Annotated in this window: 19 protein-coding genes; 12 read left to right on the top strand and 7 right to left on the bottom strand. The window is 36.5% G+C overall.

The window, feature by feature from the left end:
- Window positions 1-28: 28 nt before the first annotated feature.
- Both FJR38_RS01740 and FJR38_RS01735 read left to right on the top strand, forming a co-directional pair.
- The gene (locus FJR38_RS01740; RefSeq protein WP_168535044.1) at window positions 29-1,111 is read left to right on the top strand and encodes a spermidine/putrescine ABC transporter substrate-binding protein; all 1,083 of its coding nucleotides are present in this window, start codon (window positions 29-31) and stop codon (window positions 1,109-1,111) included.
- Window positions 1,112-1,115: 4 nt separating this feature from the next.
- Window positions 1,116-2,006: an ABC transporter permease gene (locus FJR38_RS01735; RefSeq protein ID WP_168535043.1), complete on the top strand. Its 891-nt coding sequence runs from the start codon at window positions 1,116-1,118 to the stop codon at window positions 2,004-2,006.
- A gap of 20 nt (window positions 2,007-2,026) precedes the next feature.
- Here FJR38_RS01735 and FJR38_RS01730 read toward each other — a convergent pair whose 3' ends face one another.
- Window positions 2,027-5,074: a hypothetical protein gene (locus FJR38_RS01730; protein WP_168535042.1), complete on the bottom strand. Its 3,048-nt coding sequence runs from the start codon at window positions 5,072-5,074 to the stop codon at window positions 2,027-2,029.
- A 381-nt stretch (window positions 5,075-5,455) separates the two neighbouring features.
- Window positions 5,456-6,127: a phosphoribosylformylglycinamidine synthase subunit PurQ gene (purQ, locus tag FJR38_RS01725; protein WP_168499135.1), complete on the bottom strand. Its 672-nt coding sequence runs from the start codon at window positions 6,125-6,127 to the stop codon at window positions 5,456-5,458.
- 10 nt (window positions 6,128-6,137) lie between these two features.
- Between purQ and FJR38_RS01720 the strand changes: the two genes are divergently transcribed.
- The gene (locus tag FJR38_RS01720) at window positions 6,138-6,287 is read left to right on the top strand and encodes a hypothetical protein (RefSeq protein WP_168535041.1); all 150 of its coding nucleotides are present in this window, start codon (window positions 6,138-6,140) and stop codon (window positions 6,285-6,287) included.
- A gap of 2 nt (window positions 6,288-6,289) precedes the next feature.
- Here the strand turns inward: FJR38_RS01720 and purS are convergent, their stop codons facing one another.
- Window positions 6,290-6,568 carry a phosphoribosylformylglycinamidine synthase subunit PurS gene (gene purS / locus FJR38_RS01715; protein ID WP_168499165.1) on the bottom strand — a complete coding sequence of 93 codons (279 nt, stop codon included), beginning with the start codon at window positions 6,566-6,568 and terminating at the stop codon, window positions 6,290-6,292.
- Window positions 6,569-6,716: 148 nt separating this feature from the next.
- Between purS and FJR38_RS01710 the strand changes: the two genes are divergently transcribed.
- On the top strand, window positions 6,717-7,100 hold the full coding sequence (locus FJR38_RS01710) for a Fur family transcriptional regulator (protein WP_168535039.1): 384 nt from the start codon (window positions 6,717-6,719) through the stop codon (window positions 7,098-7,100).
- A 218-nt stretch (window positions 7,101-7,318) separates the two neighbouring features.
- On the opposite strand, the gene FJR38_RS01705 is transcribed toward FJR38_RS01710, so the two are convergent.
- Both FJR38_RS01705 and FJR38_RS01700 read right to left on the bottom strand, forming a co-directional pair.
- Window positions 7,319-8,299: an SPFH domain-containing protein gene (locus tag FJR38_RS01705; protein WP_168535037.1), complete on the bottom strand. Its 981-nt coding sequence runs from the start codon at window positions 8,297-8,299 to the stop codon at window positions 7,319-7,321.
- A gap of 36 nt (window positions 8,300-8,335) precedes the next feature.
- Window positions 8,336-8,770, bottom strand: coding sequence for an NfeD family protein (locus FJR38_RS01700; protein ID WP_168499141.1), 435 nt, complete (start codon window positions 8,768-8,770; stop codon window positions 8,336-8,338).
- 412 nt (window positions 8,771-9,182) lie between these two features.
- On the opposite strand from FJR38_RS01700, the gene FJR38_RS01695 reads away from it, so the two are divergent.
- Window positions 9,183-11,132, top strand: a complete 1,950-nt coding sequence (locus tag FJR38_RS01695) for a protein phosphatase 2C domain-containing protein (RefSeq protein WP_168535036.1) — start codon at window positions 9,183-9,185, stop codon at window positions 11,130-11,132.
- A 138-nt stretch (window positions 11,133-11,270) separates the two neighbouring features.
- Window positions 11,271-11,492 (top strand): ferredoxin-thioredoxin reductase variable chain, encoded by a 222-nt coding sequence (locus FJR38_RS01690; RefSeq protein ID WP_168535035.1) that lies wholly within the window; start codon window positions 11,271-11,273, stop codon window positions 11,490-11,492.
- 8 nt (window positions 11,493-11,500) lie between these two features.
- On the opposite strand, the gene FJR38_RS01685 is transcribed toward FJR38_RS01690, so the two are convergent.
- Complete coding sequence (locus tag FJR38_RS01685) at window positions 11,501-11,722, bottom strand: hypothetical protein (protein WP_168535034.1); 222 nt, start codon at window positions 11,720-11,722, stop codon at window positions 11,501-11,503.
- A 49-nt stretch (window positions 11,723-11,771) separates the two neighbouring features.
- The gene (locus tag FJR38_RS01680; RefSeq protein WP_168535032.1) at window positions 11,772-12,563 is read right to left on the bottom strand and encodes a YdcF family protein; all 792 of its coding nucleotides are present in this window, start codon (window positions 12,561-12,563) and stop codon (window positions 11,772-11,774) included.
- 653 nt (window positions 12,564-13,216) lie between these two features.
- Here FJR38_RS01680 and FJR38_RS01675 point away from each other — a divergent pair.
- The 6 genes from FJR38_RS01675 to FJR38_RS01650 all read left to right on the top strand — a co-directional run bounded on the left by FJR38_RS01675 (window position 13,217) and on the right by FJR38_RS01650 (window position 21,612).
- Window positions 13,217-13,675 carry a chemotaxis protein CheW gene (locus FJR38_RS01675; protein WP_254449311.1) on the top strand — a complete coding sequence of 153 codons (459 nt, stop codon included), beginning with the start codon at window positions 13,217-13,219 and terminating at the stop codon, window positions 13,673-13,675.
- A gap of 23 nt (window positions 13,676-13,698) precedes the next feature.
- Window positions 13,699-14,958: a protein-glutamate O-methyltransferase CheR gene (locus tag FJR38_RS01670; RefSeq protein WP_168535028.1), complete on the top strand. Its 1,260-nt coding sequence runs from the start codon at window positions 13,699-13,701 to the stop codon at window positions 14,956-14,958.
- A 65-nt stretch (window positions 14,959-15,023) separates the two neighbouring features.
- Window positions 15,024-16,763, top strand: coding sequence for a methyl-accepting chemotaxis protein (locus FJR38_RS01665; RefSeq protein WP_168535026.1), 1,740 nt, complete (start codon window positions 15,024-15,026; stop codon window positions 16,761-16,763).
- Window positions 16,764-16,820: 57 nt separating this feature from the next.
- Entirely contained in the window at window positions 16,821-18,500 is a 1,680-nt protein-coding gene (locus tag FJR38_RS01660) for a methyl-accepting chemotaxis protein (protein WP_168535024.1), read from the top strand.
- Window positions 18,501-18,502: 2 nt separating this feature from the next.
- On the top strand, window positions 18,503-19,231 hold the full coding sequence (locus tag FJR38_RS01655) for a chemotaxis protein CheW (protein ID WP_168535022.1): 729 nt from the start codon (window positions 18,503-18,505) through the stop codon (window positions 19,229-19,231).
- Entirely contained in the window at window positions 19,228-21,612 is a 2,385-nt protein-coding gene (locus FJR38_RS01650) for a hybrid sensor histidine kinase/response regulator (RefSeq protein WP_168535020.1), read from the top strand. The genes FJR38_RS01655 and FJR38_RS01650 overlap by 4 nt, the downstream gene beginning before the upstream one ends.
- Window positions 21,613-21,942: the final 330 nt, after the last annotated feature.

Here is a 21,942-nt window from a genome sequence, read left to right as displayed (position 1 = left end):
ATCAGTTATCAATTATCAATTTCTTTAGATGACTAACAGACGTAAATTTCTCCAAAAAATGGCAGTATTTTCTACCTTATCTTTAGGTAGTTGTGGCTGGCGACTAGCTAATGTAAGTTCAAACTATATTAGCTCAAATCAACGCGATCAACTCTATGTTTATACTTGGACACAATATACAGATAAAGAATTACTAACTACTTTTACTACCCAAACGGGGATGAAAGTCATAGCTGATGTATACGAATCCAATGATGTTATGTTGGCTAAGTTACAAGCTGGAGGTGGTGGTACTTACAGCATTATTTACCCTTCTGACTATATGGTACAGAAAATGGTAGAAAAGGGTTTATTGATAGAAATAGATCATAACAAACTAATTGGCTTAGATAATTTATTTCCACAATTTAAGAATCCTATTTATGATCCTAATAACCGTTATAGCATTCCCTTTAATTGGGGAACAACGGGTTTATTATACAACTCAGAACAACTGCCAAATGCACCGGAAGATTGGGAATATCTTTGGCAAAATCAAGCGAAACTAAGTAAACGGATCACATTACTTAATGATGTGCGGGAGGTAATGGGGGCAGCTTTACGGATGTTGGGCTATTCCTATAATTCAAAAAACGAAAATGAAGTTAAACAAGCTTATGAAAAATTAAAATCACTCAAACCTGCGATCGCTGCTTTTGATACTGATGCTTGGCAAAATAAGATCCTGGCTGGGGATCTAGCGATCGCTATGTGTTATTCTGCTGATGCCGTCAAAATTACCAAAGAGAACCCCAAACTCAAATTTGTTATTCCTCGCAGTGGTTCTTCATTATGGACTGATACTATTGTCATTCCTAAATCTAATCCTAATATTGATGGTGCTTATGCCTGGATTAATTTGATTTTACAACCAGATATAGCTGCCCAAATTTGTGAAAGATTATTTATTTCTACTCCTAATCGCGCTGGATTTGAACTGTTACCAAAGGCAATTCAAGAAAATACTAATTTATTTCCTCCGGAATCACTTTTAAATAAGTGTGAACGTCTGATTCCTGTAGGAGAATTTGAAGAAGTTTATGACCGCTATTGGACTCAATTATTAACTTAAAAAAATGGCATCTTCCAGCGATATTCAGAAAACAGAAAAATTACCACCTACTTGGGTAAATTGGCTATCTCCCTTAGGATTACTAGCACCATCTGGCATTTGGTTATTGATTTTGTTAGTTTTGCCAACATTAATAATATTGTTATTAAGTTTAGTTCCGAATATTCGACCAGGTGATCTAGTAAATCCTAGTGGTTTTGATAACTATATTCGCATTTTTGAACCGCTTTATTTAAAAGTCATATTCAACTCACTTTTTTTAGCATTTGGTACTACCGTTATTACTTTAATTTTAGGCTTTCCAGTAGCCTATTGGATTGCTCAAATGGTGTCACCTCGTTGGCAAAATTTGTTACTATTAGGGTTTGTTTTACCGTTATGGACTTCTTCTTTATTGCGTTCTTACGCATGGGTGACAATTTTACGTCCGACTGGATTATTAAATAGTTTATTAACCAGCATCGGTTTACCTGCTTTGGATATTTTGAATAGTTATCCAGCGGTATTAATTGGGATGAGTTATAGTTTGTTACCCTATATGGTGTTAATTTTATATGCTTCTTTAGAAAAGTTAGATCAACAGTTATTAGAAGCTGCTGCTGATTTGGGTGCAAATCCAATGCAAACTTTTTGGAAAGTGACTGTACCTCAAGTTCTACCAGGAATTGGGGCTGGTTCACTGCTAGTTTTTATTACTGGATTGGGGGATTTTATTGATCCAGAATTACTTGGTGGTGCTTCTAGTATGACAGCAGCAAGGTTAGTTTATAATCAGTTTCTTGGTGCTACTCAAAATTGGGGTTTTGGTTCAGCTTTGAGTATGACGTTGATTTTGATGGTGAGTGTAGCGATCGCTTTTGTGATTAAATTCGGTGAAGCAACACCCAGAAAATAGTAATCCCTAGATAAGTTTGATCAGGTGAATGTGGCTTTCTCATCTCTTTTATTAAGTATACCTTTAATATGGGTTAAAAATGCTAGAGAATTGAAATTTCCTCTATTTTGATTATGGGGAAATAATGCAAGTTGACTAACGGATTCATCTCCAATTAAATTTTGATAAGGATCTAATTTTAATTGAATATCTCTAGATTTTTCATAGCGAGAAAAATGAAATAAGGTTAAACATTGGAGAATTTCATTCTTTAGTTGACTATCATTATAAATTAACCCTTTTCTGATATCTTCATCATCTAAAATCCCCTCATAAATGTTCAATAATGTCGCATAAGACATGACTCCATTATAATTTACATCCTTTGCAACTTGCATTCCATTGAATAAGTTAAAAAAGATCACAGATTGTTTGTTATTATCTTCTGCTAAATTCGTAAGTTCTAGGGTATCTTGAATATATAATGATGTTGATGTAGTCTTCCCTGGTATTTTAACTGCGTAGTATTTTTCAAAGAACATGGGATAAATTTTGATATCATGTCTTTCTTTTTTTAATGCGGTAATGACATTTTGTGACATAAAAAATAGTTCTTCATTTTTTGTCACTTGGGTAATATGTAATGTGCTGCTATAGGGAACTTTCGCTATGTAAATAAAATGTCTGTATCCTTGTTTATATAGTTTGTCTACATTTTCCACTACTACGGTAGGATATTCAAACATTTCCTCATGATCTTCAAAGTTCTCTGAGAAGGTTTTAAAAAGTTGAAATCTTGCACTTTTCGGTTTCATCTGTAGGGTAATAATTTCTCCCATCAGATTGGACTTTTTCGCTTTTGTTGTCCATTTACTATCACATTCTCGACTAGAAACTACGATAATTGCAAGTTTGTCAAGTTCCTGAAATGCAAATTTATCAGTTGCGGATAAGTTGAATTTTTTGGGAATAACGGAATACAAAGAACTGAGAACATTAGGAACTTTATGTGTTACCTTGTTAGTAATAACTATTCCCTGTTCATTACTGCGATATCCATCATTAAGTAGATGGGATAATACTTTAGTTAAGGAAACTATAAATTTTTCTATTTGTGAGTCATCAGTTTTTTCTTTGAGATGTATTCTTAAAAGAGGAATAAATGGTTTTATTTGTTTTTCTAAAATAGCGTGAAGACAAATATACGCTAGTAAGCTATATGCTATCTTATAAATAATTTCTTGCTGGGGTTCTAGTTTGTCATTTTCGGAACGATGGGGAAAAATTAGCAAATTACGATGTTGTAAGTTTTTATTATAAAATTCACTACATCTTTTATCTTCCATTGCTAAAAATATGACTGGTAAAACTCCAATACCTTGGGGAATATCATATTCCATATCAAATGTTTCTTTATCTTCTGTTTCTAAAAAATGAATTTCACTAATACTTATGTTTGCGGGAAGAGTGATAAGTAAGTTTTTCTGTGTGGTTGCGTTTCCTAAGTTGATATATTTCAAACAGTCTTTAAAGTTTCTTCGCAACGCATCTTGAAATATTGTTTCTCTTTCGTTAATAGTATCAATGTCATTTTCTAAAATACTGTTTTTGACGGAAATATGTACAGGATAGTGTCTACTAGGAAATGGAGTTTCACGTTTAATCAAATTTATTAAAACTGTTTTGAGGGTTTTGATTTTTTCTCTTACGTTTAATTTACTAAAACCCCCTATCCAACTTCTAAATAGTTTCCTTTTCGCTTCATCATCACTACCTCTTAATATTGGTAGTACATCTTTTTCAAATTTTTCAATAGGATTATATTCTAACTCACTTGGGGGATGATAATTTTCTGCTTGAGGATTTTGACGAGATGCAAATATGAAATAATATAAAAATGCAATTTTCAAGATTTTATTCACAAAGGTGAAGTTTTTGGAATCATTTGCAATTTGGGCTTGATGTTCTTTACTATCAGGATCTAAAAGATTGAGATGATAATCAAAAACTGTTTTACCTCCATAAGCTTGTACTTTTCCATCAAATTTCAATTTTAACCCAAAGGTAAATTCTATTTTTTCTCGATTTGGATCTTCGGTTTCTCCTAAATAACCTTCGATGTTGGGAATAATTGGTAACATATCATAAGCATCACTGCGGGAAAATATAGTTTGATAATTAATTGATATTCCCCCATAGTTAACTTGATAATCTCCATCTGCTTTATTACTATCGTTAATATAATTTTCTAATAATTTCAATCTTCTGATTAAGTCTTCTAAATATATTCTACCTTGAACATTTTCGTCAATGTTATCTAGGAGAAATTCCAAATATTTAATCTTGGCTAATTTTTTGATTTTCCCTAATGTTTCTTGGTTAACTAGATTTTGTAAGATGTAAATATCAGAGTTAGTATTTTTGGCTAAATTATCAATAATATCCTCTAAATCCTCTCTATCTTGAGAAGTCACATCAGCAAATTTTATATTAAAACAGTTATGAATTCCGGTTAATAAGGTTGTTTGGAAATCACGGGGTTTATCTACAGAAATTTTGACTTTATGTGCTTTTAGTAGTTGTTTCTGTTGACTATTTTCGATTTTATTAACTGTTAATCTTTGCTTTTGTAGGTTTTTCGCATTTTGAAAGGGATAGGTAAAATCTAAAATAGGTGTTTTAGTTTTTTCATCTTTTAGAATTTCTCCTTTAAATGTCTGCAAATCTGGCATGAATTTTTTAATAAATGCAACTTTATCTATTGATTGATTTTCTGGATTTTTCTGAATAGCTGTTGCTAAATCTTGCTGAAGACAAGTAGTAATTTCTTTGATTTGTTGAATAAATGAATCTTGAGAACCAGAACTAAAATTCAGGGTAGCAGCACGCACCGATCTTTCGTTTCCTAAAGGATTATATGGATTTAATTTAATAACTTCATTGACTATTTCATTAATATTAATTAGTATCCTTTGATTGTCTTTAGAAATGTTAAATATTTGCTTTTGTTTGAGAATTAATAAGATTTTGGTTAATAAATCAGTATAATCCACATTGGCTAAGTCTGGATTTATTGTTATTTTATTCATTTGCACCCTTAATAATGGGTTTAAAATTTACAAGTAATTAATTATAAAGCTTTGCGTCTTGACAAGTCAAGATAAAATCAGAATAAAAATACCCGACTCCGCTCAGAAGCCGGGAATGTATTAACATAAGTTGCGAGTTAGAGAAATTGTCAGAATCAGGTGGTTATCGAGCGAAGTCGAGATAATGTCCAGGATTTAAGGATGTACAGGATGAGAACAGAAATTGTCAGAATCAGGATGTCCAGGATTTAAGGATGTACAGGATGAAAACAGAAATTGTCAGAATCAGGATGTCCAGGATTTAAGGATGTACAGGATGAGAACTGGATTTTTATTACCAATTACCAATTACCAATTACCTATATCTCGCAACTTGGGTTACTATACCAAAGCCGCTACCTTTCCCAACAAACCCTGAAACAAGCGCAAACCATCGCTATTACCTAACGCTTTATCTGCTGCTCTTTCTGGATGTGGCATCATGCCCAAAACATTGCCTTGACGATTACAAATCCCCGCAATGTTGTTGAGTGAACCGTTGGGATTTTCTTGATAACGAAATAGAACTTGTCCGTTAGCTTCGATTTCTGCTAAAGTGGATTCGTCACTGTAGAATCGCCCCTCTCCGTGAGCAATTGGTAAAGTGATAACTTCCCCTTCAGCATAACCTTGAGTCCAAGGTAAATTATTGCGCTCAACTTTCAAGGGAGAGCGATCGCATATAAAGTGCAAATCTTGATTTCTAGCCAATGCCCCAGGTAATAAACCAGCCTCAGTTAATACCTGAAACCCATTACAAATACCGAGGACAAATTTACCATTTTGTGCATGGTCAATCACTTGCTGCATCACAGGAGAGAAGCGAGCGATCGCCCCACAACGCAAATAATCCCCGTAACTAAAGCCACCAGGGACAATTACCACATCAATATCACTAATATCAGTATCTTGATGCCAAATCATCCGTGTTGGTTGTCCTAGCAAGTCTCTAGTTACATAAGCAACATCGCGATCGCAATTAGACCCTGGAAAAACTAAAATACCGAATTTCATTGTTTGTCAATTGTCCGTTGTCAGTCGTCCGTTGTCAGTTGTCAGTTGTCAGTCGTCCGTTGTCAGTTGTTGGGGAACAGGAGAGGTAAAAGGCAATTGGCAATTGGCAATTACCAATCACCAATCACCAATCACCCATCACCAATCACCTATTACCTAATGTTAAAATGATCCAGTTTGTGATTCTACCTCAATCAAATCAAAGCGATAATTTTCGATTACCGGATTGGCTAACATTTGGTCACATATTTGATTCAAGTCTCTGAGTGCTTTGGGTTCATCAGGTGCGACAATGATTAACTCAATGTACTTACCAATTCTCACCTGTTCCACATTCTCGTATCCCATTTGTTGGAGGCCAGATTTTACAGCCACACCAGCAGGGTCCAAGACTGAAGGACGAAGCGTCACGAAAATTTTAGCTAAATATTTCCTTTGCATTAGGCTGTTGCTGAAAGCTGCGATCGCTATCCTATAACTTTTATGCTCCAACTGAGTGAAAATATAATTAGGATTTACGCAATCTGGGGGTAATTCATGAATTATCCTGACAACATTAGTACCACATATACAAACTTTACCAATATTTATGAAATCCATACGTACCCGCAGTCAAGAGCGGATTTTAGAACTCTTAAACCATATTAAACAAGGCATTTCCGCCCAGGATATGTATATAGAACTACGTAACGGCAATCAAAGTATGGGTTTAGCAACAGTTTACCGTTCTTTAGAAGCCCTCAAACTAGAAGGTTTAGTGCAGGTGCGAACTTTGGCAAATGGTGAAGCCTTATATACCCTAGTCAAGCAAGATAAACATCACCTAACGTGCTTACAATGCGGTATTTCTATACCTATTCATCAATGTCCTGTTCATGATCTAGAAATCCAATTACAAACCACTCATCAATTTAAAGTTTTTTATCACACCCTAGAGTTTTTCGGCTTATGTAACCAATGTCAATCTAAGTAGGGGCGAAGCATTCGGGCGATAAATTATCGTTTTTTCCCAAGTTCATTTTCCGAATGCTTCGCCCTTAGGGACTTCCAAATAAAAAACACTCAAACACCTAACGTAAAAACCACTCAAACCCTTATTTCTCTGTGTCCTCTGCGCCTCTGCGGTATGCGTTTCACGCACGCTACGCTAACGTTAATCTGGATAGGAGGAAGAAAGAAAATAGAAATTATCTAACTTTTGGGAAATAGAGGTTGGGAATCGCCATCACCATCTGAGACAATAGAACGAATACCTTCTAAAGTGGCAGGAATAGTACGAGGGTCCATAAACATGACCTTACTACTATCACTTTTACCAATAGTTGCTCCCATATCCAGATAACTCAAAGCTAACAACACATCCACTGCTTTTTGAGCATCAGGATTAGTTTTCATTTTTTGAGCAAGAATTTCTGCTGATTCCGCGATCGCTTGCGCCTTTAAAACCTGTTGTTGCCGTTCTGCTTGCGCCTTTAAGACAATCGCTTTTTGTTCAGCTTCTGCCTGCATAATTACCGTTTTTTGTCGGGCTTCAGAGTCCAAAATTTGAGCTTCAGCCTTACCTCTAGCACTATTAACGGCCGATTCGCGATCGCCTTCTGATGTTAAAATTAATGCCCGTTTCCGCCTCTCCGCAGTCATTTGCATCTCCATAGATTCTTGCACTGCCTTAGAAGGAACGATATCTCTCAATTCTACCCTTGTAACTTTCACACCCCAAGGATCAGTAGAAATATCTAATTCTCTCAACAATATTTCATTAATTTGAGTGCGGGCAGTAAAAGTTTGATCTAACTCCAATTGTCCCATTTCTGAGCGAATTTGTGTCAATACCAAATTCACCATTGCCGCATGGAGATTTTCTACTTTATAGTAAGCTTTCTCCAAATCAACAATGCGCCAATAGACTACCGCATCAACACTGATAGAAACATTATCACGAGTAATACATTGCTGTGGTGGAATATCTAAAACCTTTTCTCTGATAGTTTGTTTGTAAACAATGTTATCTAAAAAAGGATTAATAAATTTTAAGCCAGGACCTAATTTTCCTTTATAACGACCCAAGCTCTGTACTAAAGCTTCATCACCCTGATTAATCACTTTTACTGATTTGAATATAGCAGTACCACCACCAAACGCAAAACCTAGTAATAACAAAAATTGATACATTTTGATAACTCTCCTCAATAGTGAGTAAATTTACAACTACGAATGCAATACGTTTTCCGGCATGACAATCAACGTTGTTCCTTCTCTTCCAACCACATAAACTCTTTGATTCGGTGGTACACTGATGTTATCATCATCACATCTTGCCCGCCAAGAATTACCCTCGTATAGTACCCGTCCTGTTTGTCCTAATGGAATTTCTGTTAAAGTTTCTCCTATCACTGCATCAATAATTTTCGACTTGCGTCGTTGTGGTTGTAAAAGTCTGCGGGAAAAAACAACTAGCACAATCGCAAGCGACAGCCAAATTAGAACTTGCAACCATAAATTCCCTAAACCCAAGTAAGATAGTAGCGCCACAACAAAGGCACTAATTCCCAGCATGAATTCTACGAAAGCTGTTGGTAACAAAAGTTCCATTAAACACAGAACCGATCCCGCTAATAGCCAAATTAAAGTAGAACTTGGCATAATGCCATCCTAGACAATAGATTTACTTAGATACACTCAGATACCGGATATTTACAGAAAAAATAATCCCCATGACATACAATCTTGACAGCTTTATTCACGAACTTTGTAAAGAATGTTCTATGGAACGTCTCTACTCTACGATATTTAGTTGGGGTAATTTTACATTAAATTGGTACTAACCCTATTTACGTAAATATTGTCTGATAGTTTTCCCATCTTGAATGGTTAAATTTTATTATTCTTTCTTTATTTCTCCTGACTTCTATAAGGGCGGGGAAACCCCGCCCCTACTGCTGATTTCTATAAGGGCGGGGAAACTCCGCCCCTACCTTCTGATTTCTATAAGGGCGGGGAAACCCCGCCCCTACCCCGGATTTCTTACCCAAAACTTTTTTAACAAACCCTAATTATGCTTTCTACCCAACGGATCATTAATTGTCCAAATTTAGAATGTGATCAGCCAATTAATGCTGTGGGAGATACTATTTGTGATTATTGTCAAACTCCCCTAATTTACCGCTATCTGTGGGCAACTGGTACTCAAGCAGCAGAAATTCCTCCAGGGACAAAGGTAGCAGATAGATATGAGGTAATCAAGCCGCAAATTTGGCTAGATACCCAACCGGCACTATTACCAGATATACCCGCAGAATTACCAAGTCTAGTAATTCCCTATTTGCGTTTATATTCAGAACACTTGCATATTCCTCAAGCTTATGGATTTACTAATTCTTTAGCAGAAGCAGAAGCTGATATTTTATTGCTGGAAAATGCCCCTATAGATGAAACAGGCAGCATTTACCCAACTATTACCGACTCTTGGGAACAAGCATCTCCAGTCAGACAGGTTTACTGGTTATGGCAAATTCTCCAATTGTGGACACCTTTGTTAATATTGGGAGTTGCCGAAAGTTTACTTTTGCCAGATAATTTATGTGTGCAAGGTTGGTGTATTCGGTTATTAGAATTGCATCAAACTCCAGAACAACCGACTTTAAAAGATTTAGGTAATTCTTGGCAACCTTGGGTAAAAGTTGCAAAAACCACCATTGCCCCAAAATTACAAAGCATAGTTGAGTTAATGTGTCAACCAGAAGTTGATTTAGAAATCATTAATACTCAACTCAATGAATTATTACTGACAACAGCCGCAGATTTACCTTTATTTTTAACTATAGCCGGGGCGACCGATACAGGACCTATTACTAAACACAATGAGGATGCTTGTTATCCTAACGATGCGAGAGATATAGATGATAAAGTTCAACCGCGTTTATCAATTATTTGTGATGGTATTGGTGGACATGAAGGTGGTGAAGTTGCTAGTCAATTAGCTTTACAGTCTCTTAAGTTACAGATGCGGGCTTTACTTGCTCAGATTGCAGAACAAACAGAACTGTTAACGCCTGATTTATTATATCAACAACTAGAGTCTTGTTTGCGAGTAGTTAATAATGTAGTATGGTCGCGCAATGATGAGCAAAACCGTCAGGGTAAAGAACGCATGGCCACAACTTTGGTGATGTCATTGCAGATACCCCAAAGAGTGGTTAGATATTCTGGAGAACATTCAGAAAATTCTCATGAACTTTATTTAGCGCATATTGGTGATAGTCGTGCTTATTGGATAACTCGTAACTATTGTCAACTACTGACTGTAGATGATGATATGGTGAAAAGAGAAGTTTCTGCAACTAAGAGTTTATATCGCCCTGCACTACAAAAACTAGGGGCAAATGCTCTTACCCAAGCACTAGGCACAAAAGAAGCCGAATTTCTCAACTTTTCTATTCAAAGGTTTATTCTAGAAGAAGATGGAATTTTGTTGTTGTGTTCCGATGGTTTAAGCGATCGCAATTTAGTAGAACAATCTTGGCAAGATTACGCAATTCCGGTACTAACTGGTGATTTATCGGTGGAAGCTGCTACCCAGGAGTTGATTAAGCTGGCCAATGAGAAGAACGGCCAAGACAATACATCTGTAGTGCTGACTCTATGCCGTGTTAGCGAACCCTCTTCAATGGCAATTGTCCCTGCACCTCCAGCCGAAATTATACCTCCCCAACCTTTAGCTGTTCCCGATGCCGAAGCCTTAATTATCGCTACACCGTGGGAAGAAGATTTAGCGGAAAGTTCCCAAGCCCTCCTGGATTTAAGTCTCACGGAAGCACCCACTCCCGCACCTATAAAACCAACCAAAGGTAAGAGTTTAGGACTATTTGCAGGATTATTAGTTTTGTTGCTGGGAAGTACCACTCTCGGTTTATTGGCTTGGTGGCAATTATATCCCCAATCTTTCCAACAAGTCTGTCGGCAACTTCCCCAAAAGATGCGAGAATTCTGTCCAGGAAAGGAATAATCGCTCGATGTGTTGTAAAATTGGGTTTGGCATTAAATCATGCTGGATTTTGCACTAGCCATCTATAGTTTAAAAGCAAATTCAGTCACAAATAGCCAGATGGTTGTGGAAGAACAAAAGTTAGATACATAAGATATTATGAAAGTAGGCGATCGCGTGCGTGTTAAAGAATCAGTAGTAGTTTATCATCATCCTGAACATCGCGGTCAGGCTTTTGACATCAAAGGTACAGAAGGGGAAATAGCCGCTATTGTCACTCAGTGGCATGATAGACCTGTAAGTGCTAACTTTCCTTTTTTAGTCCAGTTTAGTAAAAAATTTAAAGCGCATTTACGCGATTTTGAACTAGAGATCATCTAAATCACCAATCAGCGGCGACAAAACCATGCCATAATATTAAGTTCGCCGCGCATTTTCGCTAAATCTCGACGGTTTTGGGCTGCGGTTGTATGATACCATTCACAATGCTGTTTAAATTCTGAACGGGTATTAACTTCTTGGTAAAATTCCTGGGCTGTTTGATGAACACCAAAAACTTCCTCCGCTTCAGATTGAGGTGATGGGACTATATATGGTAATTCTTTACTCATAAGGTAATTTGTAATTGTCAATTTTCAATTGTCCATTGTCAATTATTTATTAAATCCATCCCCGTAACCAATAAATAAAAGTACCAAGATATTCTTTTAAAGCACCTGTGAATTGATTTAAATTATCAGTATTAGGGAGTAAATTGAGAATAGCGGCTTTCGGACTGCTGACAAGTTCTTGAAGATCAGCTTGACTGACGATAAAATCAGTGGGTGTGGGAATGACATCAATACCTTGACGTTGGAAAATTTTAAGCGATCGCGGTGTGTGCATTGCAGAAGTAATTAATAATACTTTTTTAATCTGACGTTCTTCGAGAATTTTCCGGACATTAACAGCATTTTCATAAGTATTTAGAGAATCAGGTTCTTGGATAAGTGCCTCAGCAGGAACACCAATAGATGTGAGAATAGTTGCCATATCTGCTGACTCTGGAGAACCACTACCACGCCAATCAATCCGGCCACCACTAAGGATAATTATAGGGGCTTTTTTTTGAAAATACAGTTGAGCGGCATAAATTACGCGATCGCCTGGTTCACTTAAATCCACAGTTGGACGTGGCCAAATTGCTGATTTAGTTGCACCCCCTAAGACTACAATAGCCTCTGCATTAGGGATTTGGGCAGTTGGGATATTTTGCCATTCTAGGCTGCGTACCATGTATTTTGCCACCCAAGCATTACTAGAAAGCAGTAAAACAGCTAAAGATATAGAAATAGCTATAGTCGCAATCCGAGGACGTTTTCGCAAAGTCACCAAAGCCACTATTAAACTAACACTTGCCAATCCTAAAGGGTAAAAAAATAGAGGTAGGATTTTAGATAAATACAAAAACATAATTATTCTATTCAAACATAGGACTAATATTTGATTTCTGTTGGCATTGAGTAGGGGTAGCGCCCCTGTGCCTACCCCGGTATTTGGGGCAACCACAGGGGGTTTGCCCGGATTTCTGAAATAACAGCATTCGTTTTACGTCTGCGTGCTGCTACCCCGGTATTTGGGGCAACCACAGGGGGTTTGCCCCTACAAAATTGATTGGTTTAGGGATTTTTAAAATGTTCAATTTATTTTGCACTACTACTTATCAGTAGGGGTATCCTATCCTTTAGGGATTAATGTACAAACATCAGCTACGTTATTAAAAGACCCAGTAGTTCTATTAGGTTCTTTAGGTTATAACAAATCTTTTGAATTTGATCAGGAAAATTTTCTACATTATTACAACGTTTTTCTAATTGATTTTGATATTAATTCATCCATTGATAGCAATAAGTTATTGTAATGCCCAGCATATTTGTGTTGGTATAATGACACAAAGTTATGAATATGTAAATTTTCAGCATCCAGGGTAATGTGCTAAAATTCACCATCTTCCAAGATTGATACCTCAGCGAGAGTAAAAATAACCTACAATGTTCACTAGAAATATTACAGTTTATTTTAGAAGTATCAATATTTGCTGCGGGGGGTAAGATGGATTAATGTTAATGCTACTGTTCCAAATTAATAATGAACGCTATGCTATAGCTAGTCAGCAGGTTGTAGAAGTTATACCCCTTGTGAGTCTGACAACCCTTCCCCATACACCTGAGTATTTTGCTGGTGTTTTTAATTACCGAGGGCGGATTATTCCCGTAATTGATCTGAGTCAGTTAATGAGTGGTAAAAGGTGCTGTGAATACTTAAGTACGCGCATTATTTTAGTTAATCATTGGGGAAGAGATACCACACATGAAAATTTACCCCAAATTATGGGTTTGATGGCCGAAAGAGTCATAGAAACTTTACAAAAATCCGATGTGGATTTAGTGGATGTAGATATTCAGATAGATAAGCCTCCTTACTTGGGTAAAATGATTGTAGATGAGCATGGTATGATTCAGTGTCTGCACGTAGAATATTTGTTATCCGAAGTGCAACAAGCCTATCTTTTAGAAAGTGTCTGAAAAGAGGTTGTTAATGATAAGAAATGATATATCCTGATGGTGAAGCTTTACTAAGAAAAAAAATTGGGTTAGATCCAAATTCAATTGGTTCTGATGCTATATCTCGCGCATTTGAACAGCGGATGATCGAGTGTGGAATCAGAAATATCAATAGTTATTTAGAAAAAATCCAGGAATCTCCCCAAGAATGGGATGCACTAATTGATAGTTTAATTATTCCAGAAACGTGGTTTTTTCGGGAACGTGAATCTTTTAAATATTTACAGCAATATGTAATATCTGAATGGTTAACAAATCATAAAAATACTGTGTTGCGGGTTTTGAGTGTACCTTGCTCTACTGGTGAAGAACCTTATTCAATAGCGATCGCTCTTTTAGAAGCAGGCTTAAAGCCAACAGATTTTCACATAGATGCAATTGATATTAGCAAAAAATCTCTACTAACTGCCCAAACAGCTATTTATTATCCCTATTCATTTCGTGGGAATCCTCTTTCTTTTCAAGAACGCTATTTCCAACATCAAGAAATAGGATACCATCTGAGTGAAAAAGTTAAAAATCAAGTGCATTTTCTACATGGTAATCTAGCAAAAACAGATTTTTTAATGGGAACACCAGCGTATGATATTGTCTTTTGTCGTAATCTCTTAATATACTTTGATATTGCTACTAAAGAACAGACAGTTAAGCTTTTTGAAAGGTTGTTAAATCCCGAAGGTTTGTTATTTGTGGGACACGCAGAAGCTGGTTTATTAGTTAATTCGAGATTTGCATCTATCCGCCATGCTTTGGCATTTGCTTATCGTAAATCAACTGTTACTAAATCACCAATTAATTTTCATGATCGGCAAAATAATAAAAAAAATTCTTCACCCAATGGACAAAAAAGAATAATAAATAGAAATTACCAGCCAAAAACAAAACTGCAAACCCAACCTATTGCTATTCATAATAATCATCTATCTGAAAATACTAAAAATGATTTATTAACAACTTCTAGAAAGTTAGCAGATCAAGGTCATTTAACAGAAGCCATTGAACTATGTAACAACTATATTAAACAAAATAGGGTTAGTGTAGAAGGTTATGTGCTACTTGGACAACTACAGCAAGCAATGGGAAAAAACGAAGACTCCTTACAATCCTTCCAAAAAGCAATTTATCTCCAACCCACTCATAAAGAAGCCTTAACTCACTTAGCTTTACTCAAGGAAAATCAAGGAGATATTATTAATGCTAATCTGCTTTGGCAGCGAATTCAGAGACTTAATAATAATTTATAATTGGTGTTCTGTATTTTCAAATATGTATCAATTATTATTAAAGGAATCATCAATATTTTCATACTATGTTTAAAAATACAAGCCTAAAAATACGATTAATGTCCGCATTTTCATCAATAGCAATTCTAGTTTTATTTGTTGGTGCGGTGGGGTGGATTGGAATTTATAAATTATCGAACCACATCAACACCCTTACGAATGATAATATACCTAGTCTGGATGGTATAGGAAAAATACATGAAGCTCAGAGCCGAATTGATGGCTTAGAAAGAACACTATTGAACCCATATATAACTGGAGAAAAAAGACAAGCTACATTAGCAGAAATTAATAAAACTTGGAATCGAATTGATGAAGGATTGAAACAATATGAATCTACTCCCAAACATAATAATGAAGAAGAATTGTATAGAAAATTTCGTAACGAATGGGATAATTGGCAAAAGTCTCATCAGCTATTCATGCAGTGGGAAGCAGAATATAATCGTCTAGGTTTCAAGAATCCTTGGGAAACTGCACTGGAATTGATGAATCAGGGAAAAGCTAATTCTCCAGAAATGGCATCTGTAAGAAAAGCAATAGAAGCACATAAAAGGTTAAATCAATACAGCTTGAAAGAAGGAGATATCGCTTTTAGGAAAGGTGACGAAGAAATTTTTGCTCTTTTAAGCTTCAATCAAGAATATGCAACAGTTATTCATCAGAACTCGGAAAAAGATGTTATTGCAGCGACATTTTTTATGGTAACTGGTATTTTGTCTTGTTTAATTATAGCTATTCTTTTAGGAATGATAATTTCTCGTCAAATTGCCAATCAAGTTATTCGGCTTGTGACATTGGCAGAGGAGATTTCCGCAGGTAATTTAAGTACAAAAATTACAGTTGATCCTAGTAATAAAAATGAAATAATCAAGCTAATGTTCTCTTTTCAATACATGACAAATAACTTAAGTAACCTAATTAGACAAATTCAACAATCAGGCATCCAAGTTACCTCATCAGCCACCCAAATAGCAGCATCAGGAAAACAACTAGAAACAAGTATAACCGAACAATTAGCATCAACAAATCAAGTCACAGTAGCAGCAAAAGAAATATCAGCAACATCAAGAGAATTAGTGAAAACAGTAGAAGAAGTAGCGTTACTATCCCAAGGAACAACAGTGGCAGCAAGTGATAGTCAAAAAGACTTATTGCAGATGGAAACGACGATGAGACAATTAGTAGCAGCAACTAATTCGATTGCGGGAAGATTGGGAGTAATTAGTGAAAAAGCCAATAATATTAATAATATAGTAGTGACAATTACCAAAGTAGCAGATCAAACTAATCTACTATCATTAAATGCAGCCATAGAAGCGGAAAAAGCGGGAGAATATGGTTTAGGTTTTGCGGTAGTAGCCAGAGAAATTAGAAGATTAGCAGATCAAACAGCAGTAGCAACCATAGATATTGAACAAATGGTAAAACAAATGCAATCATCCGTTTCTACAGGAGTAATGGAAATGGATAAATTTGCAGCAGAAGTGGGAAGAAGTGTAGAAGATGTGGGGAATATCAGTACACAATTAGGAGCAATTATTGATCAAGTTCAAGAGTTAACACCAAGATATGAAGTAGTGAGTCAAGGAATGGAAGCACAGTCTCAGGGAGCATCACAAATTAGCGATGCTATGTCTCAATTAAGTAGTAATTCTGTGCAAACTGCGGCTTCTTTGCGAGAAATTAATCAGGCTATTTCTCAACTTAATCAAGTTGCTCAAGGGTTACGTCAAGAAATGAGTCGTTTTAAAGTTAGTGTATAAAGATTTCTAGTAAAATTGTCATTAAATCTAAATCACAGAAAAGAGAGGAAATATAAAATGTTTACTAATTGGAAAATTAAAGATCTAACTTTACTTGGTTTTTCTATTCCCACATCCTTACTAATAATCTTTAGCATCATGGTTTATTTAAATAGTCTCCAAACTGCTAAGACTTTACAGGAGGTTAAACGAGTATCAAAAATTGCTATTGATGGTCAAAATTTAATGAAATCAGGATTAGCAGGTATGGATAGAAGAATGCGAAGATATGTAATTGATCCCCTAGATTATCAAGATGCTTTAGAAGAGTATCAAAAAAGTCAAGAAAACTTTAAAACTGGATTTGAAGATGTTAAAAGTTTAATTAAAAATTCAGAACAACAGAATAAATTAACCAGAATGAAAGAATTATACAACCAATATGATCTTTTAAAAGAAAATACAGTTAAGTCGTCACTACAACTCAATAAAAAAGAGAATATTGTAGCTTTCTTTAATAATGCTAAAATAATTGCTGAAGAATTTGAAAAAGTTAGTGATGAATTTGTAAAATCTGAAGAAACTATTTTAGAAAATAATATAAATAGGACTGAATCGGCGATTAATTTATTAATCATATTAGCTGTATTTACCTGTATTTTATCTTTAGTCGTAGTTGGGATAACTTACCTATTAATTACTAAATTTTTAGGAAGTAGAGTTAATACGGCAATTCAATTAGCGGATAAAATTTCTATCGGGGATTTAAGAGAATCTGTTATTGAACATCAAATTAATAATCAAGATGAAATTGGACAACTGATAAAAGCTTTTCAAAAAACAGGCATAAATCTCAGTAAACTGATTAGACAAATTCAACAATCAGGCATCCAAGTTACTTCATCAGCCACCCAAATAGCAGCATCAGGAAAACAACTAGAAACCAGTATCACCGAACAATTAGCATCAACAAATCAAGTCACAGTAGCAGCAAAAGAAATATCAGCAACATCAAGAGAATTAGTAAAAACAGTAGAAGAAGTAGCGTCACTATCCCAAGGAACAACAGTAGCAGCAAGTGATAGTCAAAAAGACTTATTGCAGATGGAAACGACGATGAGACAATTAGTAGCAGCAACTAATTCGATTGCGGGAAGATTGGGAGTAATTAGTGAAAAAGCCAATAATATTAATAATATAGTAGTGACAATTACCAAAGTAGCAGATCAAACTAATCTACTATCATTAAATGCAGCCATAGAAGCGGAAAAAGCGGGAGAATATGGTTTAGGTTTTGCGGTAGTAGCAAGAGAAATTAGAAGATTAGCAGATCAAACAGCAGTAGCAACCATAGATATTGAACAAATGGTAAAACAAATGCAATCATCCGTTTCTACAGGAGTAATGGAAATGGATAAATTTGCAGCGGAAGTGGGAAGAAGTGTAGAAGATGTGGGAAATATCAGTACACAATTAGGAGCAATTATTGATCAAGTACAAGAGTTGACACCAAGATATGAAGTAGTGAGTCAAGGAATGGAAGCACAGTCTCAGGGAGCATCACAAATTAGCGATGCTATGTCCCAATTAAGTAGTAATTCTGTGCAAACTGCGGCTTCTTTGCGAGAAATTAATCAGGCTATTTCTCAACTTAATCAAGTTGCTCAAGGGTTACGTCAAGAAATGAGTCGTTTTCAAGTTAATGATGTAACAGAGCCATATATGGAGAAGAGTAATAGATTTTTGGGAGATAATTAATTATGAATTCCATAGCTGAACTATCAAAAATAGCAAGATGTTGGAATACAATTGGGATTGTAGGCGATCGCACTTGCTCGGAATTATCCCATTTTATTCACTGTCGCAATTGTCCCGTTTACTCTTCGGCTGGACGCAACTTATTAGAACGTTCTCTCCCAGAAAACTATCAATCTGAATGGACTCAGTTCTTTGCCGAGACAACAGTAAAAGCAGATAATGAGTTGTCACTTGTTCCCGTCAAGTCGGATATTTTAACTTCCACGAAAGCGTTAACAGTGGCTATTTTTCGATTGCAAAGAGAATGGTTAGCACTGCCGGCTCAAGTTTTAAAAGAAACTATATCACCTAGTTTAATTCACACCATACCTCATCGCAGTAATGAAATTTTAAAAGGGTTAGTAAATATCCGAGGAGAACTACAATTATGTATTTCTTTAAGTCATCTATTACATTTAGAAACTGCGGAAACCACACCTGAATCATTAAGTCCTTTAGTCTATTCCCGCATGATAGTAATTGAAAAAGCCGGGAATAGTTGGGTATTTGCAGTAGATGAATTTTACGGATTACATAAATTTGATGATAGTGAATTAAGAGATGCCCCAAATAGTGCTACATCAGCCGCTCACACCTATATAAAAGGCTTCTTTCACTGGCAATCACGCAGTCTGAGTTATGTAGATGATGAATTATTATTCATGTCTTTACGGAGGAAGGTGTTGTCATGACTCAAGAGCCAGATTTCCGTAACCTTTCCTTGCTGGACTTATTCAGTATGGAAGTAAAAGCCCAGGGAGAAGTGTTAAATAATTGCCTGTTAGCACTAGAAACTAAAGCCCATCCCTCAGAAGAACTAGAAGCTCTGATGCGGGCAGCCCACTCTATTAAGGGTGCAGCACGGATTGTGCAATTAGATCCAGTTGTTGCCCTTGCTCATCGCATGGAGGACTGTTTTGTTGCGGCTCAATCAGGCAAACTGATTTTAACGGCCTCTCATATTGATGTATTACTGCAAGCCGTAGATATGCTTTTGCATCTGGCGGAATTTTGTGGGGGGAATACAGCACCGGAAATTGATGATGGGAATATACAAGTTTTAGTGAGTGCCATCAGTAATATCTTGTTAGCGCCAATTGTGCAGGAAGCAGGGGAGCAGGGGAGCAGAGGAGCAGAGGAGCAGAGGAGCAGAGGGGCAAAGGAGCAGGGAGCAGGGAGTAAGGAGCAGGGGGTCAGGGAAGATGATTTTTCCCAATTACCAATCACCAATCACCAATTACCAATTACCAATCCCCAATCCCCAGACACCATCCAAAATCGAGTAGTGCGGGTGAGTGCAGATAACCTTAATCGCTTAATGGGATTGGCTGGAGAATCCTTAGTTGAAGCCAAGTGGTTAGAAACATTTGCTGACTCATTATTAAAACTTAAAGCTAATCAGGTGAAATTATCCAGCCTATTAGATGGACTACAGCAGTCGTTGGGGAATATAGATGGACAGGATGCAGTCGAGGCTAAACGTTATGGAGATAGACAAATAGAGGAGCAGATTAGTATATCGCGGCAAACCACCGGGGAATGTCATCAATTATTGAGCGATCGCCATAATGAATTAGAACTATTTTGCCAACGTTTCTCCAACCTTTCTGACCGTCTCTATCGTCAAGTTATTGCTACCCACATGAGTCCTTTTGTAGACAGAGGACAAAGTTTCCCGCGTCTAGTCAGAGATTTATCTAGGGACTTAGGTAAACAGGTCAAGTTGGAAATTATCGGCAAATCTACCTTAGTAGATAGAGATATTCTCGAACGGCTAGAAACGCCCTTAATCCATATCCTCCGCAACGCCATAGATCATGGCATTGAATCACCCCAAGAGCGGCTGGCCATGGGTAAACCAGAAGCAGGTACTATTCGCATTGAAGTCATCCATCGAGCCGGAATGCTATTAATTAGCGTCTCTGACGACGGTAGAGGCATCAATATGGAAGTTTTGCGTCAAGAGGTGATCAGAAAAAATCATACCAATCCTGAAATTGCTGCTCAACTCACCGAAACGGAGTTAATGGATTTCTTATTTTTGCCTGGTTTTTCCACAGCCAATACAATCACCGAGATTTCTGGTAGAGGTGTAGGATTGGATATAGTTCATAGCACAGTTAAAGAAGTTGGTGGGACGCTACGGGCTGTTTCCCAGCCAGGACAAGGAATGACTTTGTACCTCCAGTTGCCCCTCACTCTCTCGGTACTACGAACCCTATTAGTAGAAATATCTCATGAATCCTATGCCTTTGGTTTGGCACGGATTGATCGGGTGATCATGCTTCCTAGATCGGAAATTATTATCTGTGAAAATCAACCATTTTTCATGCTTAATGATCAACCTGTAGGCTTAATCTCCGCCCATCAAGTCCTAAATTTAGCAGCACCAAATATTAATCAAGAAAGTCTGCCAGTGGTGGTTATCAGTGATGGTGCAGAACGCAATTCTCGCAGCAATCACATCAACCATTATGGCTTAGTGGTAGATCGCTTTCTCGGTGAGTGCAGTTTAGTCGTCAGACCTCTAGATCCCCGACTCGGTAAAGTTCCTAATATTAGCGCCGCTGCTTTAATGGATGATGGTTCTCCGGTTTTAATTGTTGATGTGGAAGATTTAGTCCGTTCTATTACTAAAATTCTCTCTAGTGGGCAATTGAGCCAGGTAAATCAATCTACCCATCAAGCTGTCACCAAAACCTATAAACGGGTTTTAGTTGTTGATGATTCTATTACTGTGCGCGAAATGGAGCGCAAACTGTTGGAAAATAATGGTTATAAAGTAGATGTGGCAGTTAATGGCATGGATGGATGGAATGCAGTTCGCAGCGGTGATTATGATTTGGTGGTGACAGATATTGATATGCCGAGAATGAATGGTTTTGAACTGACTACTCAAATTAGAGCTAATACTAAATTGAAGCAGTTACCTGTGATTATTGTTTCCTACAAAGACCGGGAAGAAGACCGCATTCAAGGTTTAGAAGCAGGAGCAAACTATTATCTCACCAAGAGTAGTTTTCACGATCGCACTTTGTTAAAGGCTGTGATTGATGTCATTGGTGAGGGGTAATTAAGGAGTTTATCATGGAAAACGCATCTAAATTTTATTGACAAAATACCGTCTTAAGCTATCAGCCAATAAATCTCTATTTATCGGTTGATTGATTTTTCCAAAGTCATACTAATGGACTAAAATATTCTCGATAAGTGGCATTAGTGATACCAAACTTGAGGAGTTAATGACTATATTTTCAATCAACAAGGGATTTTACTTGTGTAAAAGGCAAGGATTGTAAAGTTTTGTTGCAGGATTCAATACTTCTGTGTTTTCATAGTATTTTTCTTTCTATCTATTGGTAATTATTCATACAATACAGTAAAATTTCAAATGAGACTTATA

The organism is Anabaena sp. UHCC 0253, from assembly GCF_009712085.1.
In the GTDB taxonomy this organism is placed as follows: Bacteria; Cyanobacteriota; Cyanobacteriia; order Cyanobacteriales; family Nostocaceae; genus Dolichospermum.
This window is presented reverse-complemented; position numbering and strand designations above follow the sequence as displayed.